Raw genomic sequence first — 13,124 nt, 5'->3', positions numbered from 1 at the left:
GTGCCAGCAAGCAACAGAAGGGCGGCCATGAGCCCAATGCTGATCAGTTAAGGATCCATTGACCGATCCTTCTGCTGTAGGACAATCCGGAACCAATCACTGGTTCCGGATTTTTTTATGTCTATTGCAAACGATCTGAACGATGTTGTTGAGGCATCTGGCGACATGCTGGCTCGGCTGGCCATTTTTGCCGACCATATTCCCGACGAATGGATTACTGCCGCTGCCGCCTTGTCTGAAAAGGCCACTATCCGCCGACGCCGCTTACCTTCTGATATGGTCTTGTGGCTCGTCGTGGGGATGGCCTTTTTCCGCAATGAGCCCATCTCCGAGGTCGCTCGGCGCCTCAACATCTGTGCAGAAGGGTTGGCCAATGATGCCTTGCTCGCGGACAGTGCCCTGTCTCAGGCCCGTCAGCGACTCGGCAAACAGCCGCTCGAGTGGCTGTTCAAACAGTGCGCCGATGTGTGGGGGCGGGAACGTTATCCTGAAGACCATTGGCACGGTTTACAGGTCTTTGCCATCGATGGGGCCCTGTTCCGAACCCAGGATATGCCTGAACTCAGAGCACATTTCGGCTCGGGTAACACCTCAACCAACCGGCAGACACCCTACCCGATGCTGCGGTTGGTCACGCTCATGAATGTCCGCTCGCATGTCATTGCCAACGCGGCCATCAGCCCGTACCGCAAAGGGGAAATCCCCCTGGCCAGCGAGTTCATTCACTCATTGCCGGACAAGTCAGTGACCCTGCTGGATAAAGGCTTCTTCGGTGCCGACCTGTTGCTGCGTATTCAGGCCGAAGACACCGACCGTCACTGGCTCATCCCGGAACGCAAGGGGCTGGTATACACGGAACTTGAGCGCTATGGCGACGGTGACCGTCTGTTGCAAATGACGGTCTCGCCTCAGGCTCGCAAGAAAAACCCGGCGTTGCCGACACACTGGCAAGTTCGCGCAGTGACCTATGAGGTGGCAGGCAAGGAGAAAACGGTCTTTACCTCCCTGCCCGTGGCGCGATTCAGTGCAGCTCAGGTGGCGACCCTGTACCACGAGCGCTGGGAAATCGAGCTGGGATACCGGGATATCAAAAGCGCGATGCAGCACAACGCCATCACGCTGAGAAGCAAGAAAGTGGACTTGGTCTATCAGGAGCTGTGGGGATTGCTGCTTGGATACAATCTGGTCAGGCGGGAGGCCAGCCAGGCCGCCGTAGCCCATCAGCGAGCGCCCAATGAGGTGAGCTTTAAGTTTGCCTGTCAGTTCATCGCGAACCAGATGGCAGTGATGGCGGGCGCGTTATCGCCAGCCCATACGCCACGGAGGTTGGCGGAGTTGCGGGGCTGCATAGGCGTCATGTTCATAGAAAAACGCCCCAGGCCATCGAGACCCAGGGCGGTGAAGATATCAAAGACCCGTTTTCCGGTAAATCGCAATGCGGCTCCGCTTAAGTGAACAGCATTGCGGCCATGAGCCGCCCTTCTGTGTATTGTCTCCTTGGCATCGGCCCCCAGACTGCACAAGCCACCACTCAACTCAGCTTGAGATCATCCTCTTGCTGCGCCTCTCCCCGGGGAGCCAGGCGCAGCAGCCCCAGCGCCGTTGCCAACGGCTGGAGCAGCGCCTCGTACCCAGAGGGTGCTGGCAGCCAGTAGCGAATTGGCCAGCCCGCCTGCAGCAGTTCGGGGGCGCTGCTGCCAAGCTCGCTCAGCGCCAGCATGCAGCCACACTCGCGCATCTTCTCAAGCAGGGTGGCATCCGGTATCAGCGCAGGCAATGCCAGGATCAGCCTCCCCTGTGGCAAGGGGGGCAGGCTCGCCAGCAGAGGGGCCAGTTGGGCAGGCTGATGAAGCCTTACCAGCAAGGTGCCACTGCATGGCTCTTCTGTCAGCCATCGCGCCATCACGGGCCCAAGGACACCACGCTCCTGCATCCAGCCCACATCACAGGGCTGCTGGCTCACCCGCCAGCACAGACTGACCGCCGTCACCGGCACGCCCTGCTCGTCTCTCATCGGCTCGCAGAGGGTCTCCAGGGGGGAAGGGGCGGCCCCCGCCAACCATTCCCGCAGTTGGTGCAGCTGCCGCTGGGCCATGTGGAGGTCAGCCTTCATCGCACTCTGATACCACACCAGGGTGGTCCCCTCACGCTTGGCCTCGTTCAATGCCAATATGGCCTGCTCCAATAGCTCATCGGCATCCTCGCCACCCTCGCACCTGGCCACTCCGAAGCGACACGCCAGATCAAAGCTGCTTTCCCGGGTCACGAACTCAAACTGCAACAGGCTCACCATGGCGGCCATGCGGGCATCGAGATCTTCCTCTTCGTCGTCCAGCACCACGGCGAACTCATCGCCCCCCAACCGGTACGCACGGCCGGGGCATGCCTGACGCAACCGGGCCGAGACCGCCTGCAGCAGGCGATCACCAACCTGGTATCCGAGCAGATCATTGACCTGCTTGAACCGCTTCAGATCCAGCACCGCCAGCGCCTGGACCCGATCTTGCAGCAGGGATTGCCTGAGCTGCCCCTGCAAGGCCCGACGGTTGCCAAGCCGGGTCATGGGATCGAGCAGGGAGAGGCGACGATTCTGCAGATTGGTCCGAATGAGGGCAAATACCAGCACACAGCCCATCACCAGCAGGATCAACTGCCAGATCTGGATCCAGAACAGGCTCTGGCGCAACTGGTTGAGGGAGGCTTCCCGCTCCTGGCCGGAGAGGATCTGATCCCCAATCTGCTCCACCTGATGGGTCAAGCCGGTCAGCCGGACGAGGGCAAGATCGAGGGCTTTCCCCCTCTTCAGCTCCCCGGACTGCATCTGGGGATCCAGCCCCTTGAGTTCGTCAAAGAGCCGTTCAAGCACCTCCCCCAACCCATGCCTCGCCCGCGCATCGGCGGTCTCGGTACTGATCAGGAACACATCCAGCCGGTTCCACAGCAGGTCGTAATCCAGGCTCAGGGCCGCCATGTCGAGCGCCCCGGCACGGTAGAGGCGCACATCATAGAGAAATCGCTGGGACTCCTGCATTACCTGGCTGATGTTCCAGTGGGTGTTGCGGTAGAACATGTCAACGAGCTGCTCGTGCCGACTCTGCAGCAGCAGCCCCCAGAGGGACGAGAAGAGAAACAGCAGGGAAATGGCTGCAAGCAGCAGGTTATCTCGCTGTCGTCGCGTCACGGGACAACCTCGATGCGGATCACCTGCCAGACCATGTTGTTGTGGATGGCGGACACATCCATGTCGGGATGGGCCGAGAGGGGGACCAGCAGCCAGAGCGGCCCTTTATTGCGACGGGTGAGCGGTTTGTCATCCTGGTAACGCACCAGGGTCAGCGGCACCTTGGCAAACAGGGAGAGATCGACCCGCTGCTGGTAGCCATTGAGTGCGGCGACATCGATGGCGCTGGCACTATCCACCTGCTGCGCCGCCAGCACGCTCTTCAGGGTCGGTCCACGATAGCGGTGGGTGCCGAGGGTCCAGGGCGTCGCCGTCTCGAACTCCACTTGTGGCAAGGCGGCCAACGCCGCCTCATCCAGGGTGATTTCCCGCTTGTCCGGCAGGATCAGTTGCAATAGCGAAGAGGAGGAAGCCTGGGTACCGAACGAGAAAAGCACCAGCAGGAGAGAGGCCATCCCGCGCGTTGGAAAGTTCATGACATGTTGTGCCAGCTGCATCTTGAAGTTAGGTGTCAGTGTGGCGATTTCAGTGGGTCAATGCAACTGTGTGAAAAATCAATAATTAGGGGCCGCGCATCTCCATCCAGTTATGTCCCTCGACGGTGAGAGGCTGATGCACACCGCAACTTTGCAGGAGTTCATCCACAAAAGCGGGCACCAGCAAGGAAGCCGGACCATAACGTTTTTCATCAAACTGGCTGCCCACTTCGCTCGGCTCCAGATTGAGCTCCACCGTATGGGCACCGTTCAGGCCGGCCTCATGGACGAATCCGGCGGCAGGGTAGACCGCCCCGGAGGTCCCGATGGAGATGAAGAGATCGCACTGGGCCAGGGCCGAGTAGATGCGGTCAAGCCCGAGGGGCATCTCCCCAAACCAGACCACATGGGGGCGCAGCGGGTGGGGAAACTGGCAGCAGGAACACAGCTCTTCCTGATGGAGATCCCCGCGCCACTCGATCACCTGACCCGAGCCCGGGCAGCGGGCCTTGAGCAACTCGCCGTGCATGTGGATGAGGTTCTTGCTGCCGGCACTCTCGTGCAGGTTGTCGATGTTCTGGGTGACCAGGGTGACGCGCCCCGGCAGCAGGCGCTCCAGACGGGCCAATGCATAGTGGGCCGGATTGGGGTGGATCTCGGCGCGCTGCAACTGATGGCGCCGCGCATTGTAGAAACGTTGTACCAGTTCGGGATCCCGCGCATAGCCTTCAGGGGTGGCCACGTCCTCCACCCTGTGCTCTTCCCACAGGCCATCACAGGCCCGGAAGGTCTTGATACCGGATTCGGCCGAGATGCCGGCACCGGTGAGGATCACGATATGTTTGGCTGACTGCACCATGGTTGTTCTCCTCCAACGGGTAACAGGCTGACCTTAGCACAGGAGCAAGAAGCGGCCCATTCGCCCTTGGTCTTAGGCCGATGGGAGCACAAAGCTCGCCATGGGCGCGAGATCCAGCCTGGCAAAGACCATCTCCCGTCCTGTCACCAGGGTAATCGGCAACCCGAGCCCCTTGAGCAGAGCCAGCATGGGGCGATTCTGGCCGAGCACTTCCGCCGTCCACTCCCGGATCCCCTCCCCGTATGCCAGTCGCGCAAGCGCCAGCAGGATGCGACGCCCGGCGCCGCGATGCTGAAAATGATCCGCGACGATGCAGGAGAACTCGGCCCTGTCCGGGTGCAGGCGCCGGCGCACGGACTGGGCCATGGCAAGCGGCGTCCCCTGCTCGTCGGTCAGCAGCAATCCTATCTGGGGTTCTCTGGGGTAGTCGAGAAAGAAGGCGAGCTGCTCGGCCGTCGCAGGCTGCTTGGCCCGCATGAAGCGCAAATAGACGCTCTGCTCGCTCAGGGCGTCATAAGCCGCGCTTATTCGCTTCGGGTCGCTGCCCGCCAGCTCCTGCAAGTGGCAAGTCAGCCCCCCCACCACCATCGTCATCGGCAGGGCGGCCCGTGAGGCGGGAGCAGTCCAACCCGTCATCCCCTGCCACAAGCGCGGCTCATCGAGCGGCCAGCAAAGATAGCGAGCCATTTACCAGCGACCTGCCACGCCGCGATCCTGCCACTGGGTGGCATCCTGCAGGTTGAAGGGGTCGTCGAGGTAGAGCGCGATGCCAAGCTCCCGGGAGCGCTGGATGAAGCGGGCCAGCAAGGAGTCGGCAGCCATCGCCTCCAGCTCGGGCAGCAGGTGTTGCCCGAGCAGCAGGGATTGCAACGGCAGACGCTCGATGAGATCAAACGGCAGGTGCTGGGCATGATCGAGCAGCAGCGCGAGTCTGGCCCCCGCGAGGCTCGCCTGCAGTACCAGGGCGAAACGGTCCGCCTGGCTCAGCAGGTGATCCCGTCGGTGGATGACCAGGGTCAGCTCGCTTGCTTCTCGTCCATGCTGCTCGAGCCAGAGCTTGAGCGGCTCCCAGTGAGGGGAAAGGCCGCTCAGGCTCAGCCAGATCGGCAGCGTGCAGGAGGCCGCATCTGCCAGCAGCCCAAGCTGTCCTCTCGCCTCTCCCTGCCAGCTACGCACTGTGCGCTTGAGCCCGCCCAGCCTGCGCTGACGCTGGGGGCCAAGATAGAGCATCTTGAGCAGACGCAGCAGATCGTCGCTTTGCAGCGGCTTGGCCAGAGCGGCCAGCACGTTGAAACCCGCATCGTGCAGGAGACGCCGGGCGCCGTCTATCAGGGTCTGATCATGAGCGGAGAGCAGGATGATGGGCAGACCGCTGTGGCGATACTGGGGATGGCTCATCAGCAGGCTGATGGCATCCTGCTCCGCCAGACTGAGATCACAGATAAGCAATCTCACGCCCCCCTCTTCCAGCGCCTTGAGGCACCCTTCGCCATCCTGAACCCAGTGGCAGGGCAACCCCAGTCCCTGGATCTCCTGCTGAATGCAGGCTCCCTGGAAGGGGTGATCTTCGAGCAGCAGGATCTGGCACTGGGCGAGCCAGGCACGCCACCCCTGCTCCCGTGCCTGCAACCCCTCGAGCCAGGGATCGCTGAGGCGATAGATCCCCGCCCCGGGAGCCAGCAGATGAGGCAGATAGTCGGCCCCCTGATGAGAGGCAGGATCAAACAGGGCGATGGCCCCGGCGGCAAACAGCCCTTCCCATTGCCAGCCGGCATCGGGTCGGGTGCGGTGCAGATTGGCATAGGCCGGCAGGCCCGCCCCCTTGACCGCCTGATGGGAGACAGCGTCCAGGGCATAGACGCTGACCGGGTAAAACGTTGGCTCCTGGCTGTCATCAGACTCCAGCAAGGCCATCAACTCTTCATCTGTGATGATCATGTCATGCTCTCTCGCCCAGTTGTCGGCAGACCTCTTCCACGCACTGCCTCAAGGCGGCTCCAAGGGGATGTCCGGGGGCCTCCTGCCAACGGTCGATCACCTCTACCAGGGGGGTAGCCCCCACCATTTTGGCGGCCCCCTTCATCTTGTGTAAAGCCGTATTGAGGGCCTTTTCGTCCCCTTGCGTGACACACCGCTCAATGTCGGCCAGATCCTGGTGAACCGATGCCAGATAGATGTCAACGAGGGCCGGGCTGAGGGACACGGGCAGGGAAAGGGCTGCCGTTGGCTGCGGTGCCTTCCCCCCTTCATGGGGGCCAAAGACGGTACGAAGCAATACGGCCAGATCCCTGAGCAAGACGGGTTTGTCCAGATGGCCCTGACAGCCGCATTCCGCCAGTCGCTGCGCCGCCTGCTCGCTGAGATCCGCGGTGATCACGTAGACGGGTAGATGCTGCCAGCGTTCATCGGCGTGCAATTGCCTGCAGAGCTCGGCGCCGTCCATCACCGGCATCTGCAGATCCGTCAGCACCAGATCCACCGACTCCGATTGCAGGATCTCCAGTGCCAGACGGCCATTGGCCGCGCTCAATACCCGGGCCCCCAGCTGACCCAGCTGCATGCTGATCAGCATTCTGTTCACCTCGTGATCTTCCACCAGCAACACCCGCCTGCCTGCCCCCGGCAGGTCCGTGATCTCCTCGGCGCCACGGACGAGTCTGGGCTGCAGCAGGCTGACCACGGAGCCCGGGATCCAGGGTTCCCCCTGCCAGTACCAGGCGCGCAAGCCCCCATCGTCCTGCATGGCCCCAAGGCAAGGTGCCGCCGGATCCTCGGCCACGCCAAACTCTGCGAGCCAGGCCCGCATATATTCGAGCTCCCCGGGCAACAGTTGCAGGGAGACCGTCTTGACGCGCGGTTGCCAGGGCGCCTTCTCCTGCGCATGCCTGAGGGGCAACGAGCAGAGGAAACGGCTACCCCCGCGAGCCAGAGGCTCGACCCGGATCTCGCCCCCCATCTGCTCCATCAACTGGCGGCAGATGGCTAGCCCAAGCCCGGTTCCCTGGGCTCTGGGCTGGCCAGGCTCCTCCCCTTGTTCGAAGGGCAGGAACAACCGGGGCAACAGCTCGGCACTGATCCCGGGCCCCTCGTCGTCCACCCCGCACACAATCCACTCCCCTTGTCGCCGGGCCCAGAGCACCACCTCTCCCCGCTCGCTGAACTTGATGGCGTTGGAGAGCAGGTTGTGCAGCACCTGTTGCACCCGGTGGGGATCGAGTTCCATCAAGGCGGGCAGCGCCGGGTCGAGCGCCAGGCGCAGTTGCAGATGGCGGGATCGCGCCTTGGACCAGTGCACCGCCGCCACGTGCTCGCACAGCTCCACCAGATCCGTGGGCTGTACAGAGAGGCGCAACTGACGCGTCTCGTTGCGGCTGAAGTCGAGCACGTCGTTGAGCAGCCCGAGCAGTTCATTGCCCGCCTGCCTGACATGGGCCAGAGCCGAGGCCTGCTCTGCATTGAGTCCGGTCTGCTCGAGCCACTCCAGCAAGCCGAGCATGGCGTTCATGGGGGTACGGATCTCGTGGCTCACGGCGGCCAGGAAGCGTCCCTTGGCAAGCACGGCCTGCTGGGCCTGCTCGTGGGAAAGCTGCAGGGAGTGCTCCTGCTCCACCCTGGCCGTCACATCCTGCACCACCCCGTAGATCCGCCACCCCTCCCCCTGACGGCGCCCCCTGCCGGAAAATTGCAGCCAGCGGGTTCCCTTGGCGGGGTGCTGATAGCGCAGCAGATGGGAGAAAGGTCGCCCGGCTTGCAGCATGGCCAGCATGGGGGCTCGCATCTCGCGCCTGTCCTGGTGGGAGATGCGAGTCAGGGTCTCGTTGGGATTGACCCGAATCTGCTGGCTCGCCAGCCCCAGCAGTTCGTGACTGCCCCGGCTCACAAACTCCACCCGGGTGATGGCTCCCCCCAGCAGGGTGAATTGCAGCACCACACCGGGCACCGTATTGGTGAGGGCGCGCAGGCGCCGCTCTGCCTGACGCAGCAGGCGGGTACGCTCGCGCAGGGCGCTGATGTCGGAGAGGGCGATAAGATCCCCTGCCGGTGCCTGGGGGCCCAGTCGCAAGGGGATCTGGGCATAGGAGTAGACCTGCTCGTGCAGCGCCAGCTCCCCTTCGGCGCCCTGCAACTGTGGCGCGGGCAGCACCAGATCGGCGGCGTAGCGCGCCTCCATGCGCTTGGCCCGCTTGTTGCGCTTGATCACCTCCCCCTTGTCATTGCGCAAGAACACGGGAACGGGGAGCGCCTGGAAGAGAGACTCCCTGAACTTGCTTTCCAGTGCCAGCGCCTGCTCTACCTTGTGACGCTCGCGGGCCTCCTGGGCCAGTTGCTGGCGGGAACGCCAGACTGACCAGATCACCGCCATGCTGATCAGCAGTGCCAGCAACACGGAGCCAAGCCAGAAACCGTAGCTGACCCCTTCTTGCTGGTTGACCACCAGGCGACGCCAGCGTTGCACCAGCTCGTCCACCTGCCGATCATTGAGGGTCATCAGGCTCTGATCCAGCACCCCTGCCAGGCTGGTCTGTTCCGGCCGGATGGCAAAACCGAGGCCGAAACGCTCCGGCAATTCGGTGATGGTCAGCTCGCTCAACTGGTTGTTTCGAATGGGATATTGGAGCTGGTACAACTCCGCCAGCATGGCCTGGGCATCCCCATGCCGCACCGCCGCCAATCCCTGCAGCAGGTTGTCGGTCACCTCCCACTCATGCTGGCCGAACCGGGCAAGCAGGCCGGGATCATAGAGCATTCTCGGGACCACCACCTTGCCACTGACGTCCGCGAGGGAGACAGGCCCCCTCTTGCTGCGACTGACCAGGGCATAGCGGCTGGTCGCCACCATCCTGGTGAAGTCGAACTCCTTGTTCAGGGCGGCGGACTCCATCAGCCCGACCATCATGGCGGCATCGCCACTGCGCAGCAATGCCAACGCCTCCTCCCGGCTGGCGGCGGGCACCAGCTCGAAGCGCAGCCCTGTCTGCCGACTCACTTCCCGCAAGACATCCGCACTCCAGCCAATGAGCTCTCCCTGCTGGTTGACACCGCTGTATGGCATGAAGCCGGGATCCGCCACCATCTTGATGGTGTGGGCCTTGCCGACCAGCCAGGCCTGCTCCTTGTCGGTAAAATGCAGAGGATTCACATCCTGCTCACCCTGAGGCAGATACTTGCCCAGATCCCGGTAGAGACTGCCCGGCGGCAAATAGCGGATGGCCGTATCCACCAGCTCCAGCAACTCGGGCTGGTTGCGCATCATCAGCCGGTAGCTGATGACCAGATCGTCGCTGCGAAGACGGCGAAGGCGCAGCCCTTCATCCGGGAATTCCCGCATCAGGTAGCGCAGTTGCAGATAATCGCCGAGATAGGCGCTGCCCTTGCCGGCCACCAGAGCACCATACCAGTTCTCGGCATCGGTCAGCAGTTGCTGGGATGAACCAGGATAGAGACGCTTCAGGGTCTCCTGGGCCTGCCAGATGGGTGACACCAGAAACTGCGCCTGATCGAGCTCACCCCGATAGAGGATGGCGGACTCCGCTTCCATCATGGCCCGGCTCAAGACGGTATCGCTCGAGTTCGACCGGGCAGGCCCGACGTGAGGAATGAGATCGCAGCGCCCGTTCAGCAGATCCTGCGTCATGGCTGCCCAGCTCGGCCGCTTCTCGACATGTACCGGTACCGGCAACAGCTCTGCCAGCCGCGTCAAGCGATCGATGAGCAGGCCCCCCTCCGCCTCCAGATAGGGAGGACGTTGCAGGGCCGGGTAACAGAAGGTCAGTCCGGTGAGCGAATCGGCATAAGCCTGGGCATCCGGTGACAGCGGGAGTATGGCGGCACGCAGTGGCAAGGCCAGCAGCGCGCCGGACAGCAGAAGGATTTTTATCATCGGAATGGAAAAGCCAGGCGATTGCCTGGCTTTTTGTCACTCGTTGGGTTCAACATTTTCTACCCTGGCCTTGAGCTTCTGGCCGGGCCGGAAGGTCACCACGCGACGGGCACTGATGGGAATATCCTCCCCCGTCTTGGGGTTGCGTCCGGGACGCTGGTTCTTCTCGCGAAGATCGAAGTTACCGAAGCCGGAAATCTTGACCTGTTCGCCACGCTCGAGCGCCTGTCTGATCTCCTCAAAGAAGGCTTCCACCATATCTTTGGCTTCACGCTTGCTCATCCCGAGCTGGGTGAACAGGTGCTCTGCAATGTCGGCTTTGGTAAGCGCCATAGATCAATCCCTCAAGGATGCATTCAACTCTTCACCGAGGGCCCGCACGACATTGTCCACGGTCTCGGCGATCTCTTTCTCCTCCAGGGTGCGCTGGGTGTCTTGCAACACCAGGCTGATGGCCAGGCTCTTCTTGTCCTCTGCCATACCAGCGCCCTGGTATACGTCGAACAAGTTTATTCCAACTAACTGATTTCCGCCAACTTTTTTAATTACTGCCAGAACGTCGCCTGCCAGGATCTGTCTGTCAACCACCACGGCGATGTCGCGACGGTTGGCCGGGAACTTGGATACTTCGGCAGCAACCGGCACCTTGGCCGGCGTCAGTTTGTCCAGCTCCAGCTCGAACATGACAGCGCGGCTCTTGAGCCCCAGCTTCTTCTCGAGGCTCGGGTGGATCACGCCGATGTGGCCGATCACGACGCCATTGCGCAGAATGGCTGCGCTCTGGCCCGGATGCAGGGCACTGTGCTCGGTGCGCTCGAAGGTGAAGGTAGCCCCTTCTGCAGTCAGATCCAGTACCGCTTCCAGGTCACCCTTCAAATCGAAGAAGTCGACGGGACGGGCCTTGACATCCCAGTGCTCGTCCCCCTGGTTGCCGGTGATGATGCCGGCCAGCATGGGCTCCTGACGGATGCCGTTCTCGGCATTCTCGTCCTTGATGAAACGCAGGCCCTGCTCGAACAGGCGCACGCGCGGCTGCTGACGGTTCTGGTTGTAGACCACCGCCTGCACCAGACCCGGGAACAGAGACACACGCATGGCGGACATCTCGACCGAGATCGGGTTCGGCAGCACGATGGCATCGCTCTGCGGGAACAGGGTTTGCTGGGTCTTGGGATCGACGAAGCTGTAGGTGATCGCTTCCTGGAAGCCGCGGTCAACCAGCAGGTCGCGCACACGCTTCAGGGTCACCTGCCCTTCTGCCTGCTCTACCATCGCCAGAGAGGCGGCCGGTTTCAGGTTCGGGATGTTGTTGTAGCCGTAGATGCGAGCCACTTCCTCGATGAGGTCTTCCTCGATGGCGATATCGAAACGCCAGGAGGGTGCCAGCGCAGTCCAACCGTCAGCATCCACAGTAACCTGCATGCCAAGGCGAGTCAGGATCTCGACCACCTGAGCGTCAGCCACGCTGATACCGATCACCTTGTCGAGCTTGCTGCGACGCAGCTTGATGGGTGCCGCTTTCGGCAGATGGGCATCGGATTTGACCTCGATGACCGGACCCGCTTCGCCGCCGCAGATGTCCAGCAGCAGTCGAGTTGCACGGTCCATCACCTTGGCTTGCAGCTCCGGATCAACCCCGCGCTCGAAGCGATGGGAGGAGTCGGTGTGCAGACCGTAAGCACGGGCACGGCCTGTGATGGAGAGCGGCGCGAAGAAGGCGCACTCCAGCAAGATGTCAGTAGTGGTCTCGGATACACCGGTGCGGTTGCCGCCGAAGATACCGGCCATGCAGGCAGGACCTTTGGCATCGGCAATCACCAAAGTGGTCTCTTTGAGCTTCACTGCATTGCCGTCGAGCAGTGTCATCGGCTCATCGGTGTGGGCGCGACGCACCACCAGTTCCCCTTCCAGGGTAGCCAGATCGAAGGCGTGCATCGGCTGACCGTATTCCAACAGCAGGTAGTTGGTGATGTCGACAATGGCGTCGATGGAGCGGATACCACCACGGCGCAGCTTCTCTTGCATCCAGAGCGGGCTCTGGGCCTGCAGGTTCAGCCCCTTGATGACGCGACCCAGATAACGGGGGCAATCAGCTGGTGCTTCAACCCGGATCGGGAAAGTTGCATCAATGGTGGCAACAGCCGGCGTCCAGGTCGGCTCGACCACGTCCACGCTGTTGAGCACGCCGATTTCGCGGGCCAGACCGGCGATACCGAGGCAATCGGCACGGTTCGGAGTCAGATCCACGTCGATGGAGACGTCGTTCAGATTGAGGTAGTCACGAATATCGGTCCCGATGGGGGCATCGGCCGGCAGCTCGATGATGCCATCGGCTTCAACGTCGATACCCAGCTCGCTGAAAGAGCAAAGCATGCCGTGAGACGGCTGGCCACGCAGCTTGGCTTTCTTGATGGTGAAATCACCCGGCAGGGTCGCCCCGACCTTGGCCACGCACACTTTGAGGCCGGCACGGCAGTTCGGCGCACCGCAGACGATGTCCAGCAGCTCGGCCTCGCCCACGTTGACCTTGGTCACCCGCAGCTTGTCCGCGTCCGGGTGCTGGGCGCACTCGACCACTTCACCCACGACCACATTGTTGAACTGGCCGGCCACCGCTTCCACGGCGTCCACTTCCAGACCGGCCATGGTGATCTGCTCGGCCAGTGCATTGTCACTCAACTCGGTGCGGACCCACTCCATCACCCAGGATTTACTGAATTTCATGTT

General features: G+C 62.3%; 9 protein-coding genes. 1 reads left to right on the top strand and 8 read right to left on the bottom strand.

Going from position 1 to position 13,124, the window contains the following annotated elements; all coding sequences use genetic code 11:
• Positions 1 to 117 precede the first annotated feature (117 nt).
• Complete coding sequence (locus C2U30_RS02455) at positions 118 to 1,455, top strand: IS4-like element ISAeme15 family transposase (protein WP_041205253.1); 1,338 nt, start codon at positions 118 to 120, stop codon at positions 1,453 to 1,455.
• 76 nt (positions 1,456 to 1,531) lie between these two features.
• Here the strand turns inward: C2U30_RS02455 and C2U30_RS02450 are convergent, their stop codons facing one another.
• The 8 genes from C2U30_RS02450 to pheT all read right to left on the bottom strand — a co-directional run bounded on the left by C2U30_RS02450 (position 1,532) and on the right by pheT (position 13,121).
• Positions 1,532 to 3,181, bottom strand: coding sequence for a GGDEF domain-containing protein (locus C2U30_RS02450; RefSeq protein WP_103243099.1), 1,650 nt, complete (start codon positions 3,179 to 3,181; stop codon positions 1,532 to 1,534).
• A complete protein-coding gene (locus C2U30_RS02445) occupies positions 3,178 to 3,657 on the bottom strand; it encodes a hypothetical protein (protein ID WP_029314555.1) in 480 nt (159 codons plus the stop codon). Before C2U30_RS02445 ends, C2U30_RS02450 begins: the two co-directional genes overlap by 4 nt.
• An 85-nt stretch (positions 3,658 to 3,742) precedes the next feature.
• Entirely contained in the window at positions 3,743 to 4,516 is a 774-nt protein-coding gene (cobB, locus tag C2U30_RS02440) for a Sir2 family NAD+-dependent deacetylase (RefSeq protein WP_041215132.1), read from the bottom strand.
• A gap of 72 nt (positions 4,517 to 4,588) precedes the next feature.
• Positions 4,589 to 5,203 (bottom strand): GNAT family N-acetyltransferase, encoded by a 615-nt coding sequence (locus tag C2U30_RS02435; protein WP_103243098.1) that lies wholly within the window; start codon positions 5,201 to 5,203, stop codon positions 4,589 to 4,591.
• Positions 5,204 to 6,454 carry a response regulator gene (locus C2U30_RS02430; protein ID WP_069651288.1) on the bottom strand — a complete coding sequence of 417 codons (1,251 nt, stop codon included), beginning with the start codon at positions 6,452 to 6,454 and terminating at the stop codon, positions 5,204 to 5,206. It abuts the gene before it with no gap.
• Between the two features lies 1 nt (position 6,455).
• Complete coding sequence (locus tag C2U30_RS02425) at positions 6,456 to 10,379, bottom strand: ATP-binding protein (RefSeq protein WP_103244629.1); 3,924 nt, start codon at positions 10,377 to 10,379, stop codon at positions 6,456 to 6,458.
• Between the two features lie 54 nt (positions 10,380 to 10,433).
• A complete protein-coding gene (gene ihfA, locus C2U30_RS02420) occupies positions 10,434 to 10,730 on the bottom strand; it encodes an integration host factor subunit alpha (protein WP_005300715.1) in 297 nt (98 codons plus the stop codon).
• A gap of 3 nt (positions 10,731 to 10,733) precedes the next feature.
• Complete coding sequence (gene pheT / locus C2U30_RS02415) at positions 10,734 to 13,121, bottom strand: phenylalanine--tRNA ligase subunit beta (RefSeq protein ID WP_103243097.1); 2,388 nt, start codon at positions 13,119 to 13,121, stop codon at positions 10,734 to 10,736.
• Positions 13,122 to 13,124: the final 3 nt, after the last annotated feature.

Source organism: Aeromonas sp. ASNIH5, from assembly GCF_002902865.1.
GTDB classification, from domain to species: domain Bacteria; phylum Pseudomonadota; class Gammaproteobacteria; order Enterobacterales; family Aeromonadaceae; genus Aeromonas; species Aeromonas caviae.
This window is presented reverse-complemented; position numbering and strand designations above follow the sequence as displayed.

What these genes read in the sequence shown, in the direction of transcription:
- cobB (WP_041215132.1), bottom strand. Translation starts at nt 4,516, where the DNA reads ATGGTGCAGTCAGCCAAACATATCGTGATCCTCACCGGTGCCGGCATC.
- ihfA (WP_005300715.1), bottom strand. Translation starts at nt 10,730, where the DNA reads ATGGCGCTTACCAAAGCCGACATTGCAGAGCACCTGTTCACCCAGCTC.
- C2U30_RS02445 (WP_029314555.1), bottom strand. Translation starts at nt 3,657, where the DNA reads ATGAACTTTCCAACGCGCGGGATGGCCTCTCTCCTGCTGGTGCTTTTC.
- C2U30_RS02455 (WP_041205253.1), top strand. Translation starts at nt 118, where the DNA reads ATGTCTATTGCAAACGATCTGAACGATGTTGTTGAGGCATCTGGCGAC.
- C2U30_RS02430 (WP_069651288.1), bottom strand. Translation starts at nt 6,454, where the DNA reads ATGATCATCACAGATGAAGAGTTGATGGCCTTGCTGGAGTCTGATGAC.
- C2U30_RS02435 (WP_103243098.1), bottom strand. Translation starts at nt 5,203, where the DNA reads ATGGCTCGCTATCTTTGCTGGCCGCTCGATGAGCCGCGCTTGTGGCAG.
- pheT (WP_103243097.1), bottom strand. Translation starts at nt 13,121, where the DNA reads ATGAAATTCAGTAAATCCTGGGTGATGGAGTGGGTCCGCACCGAGTTG.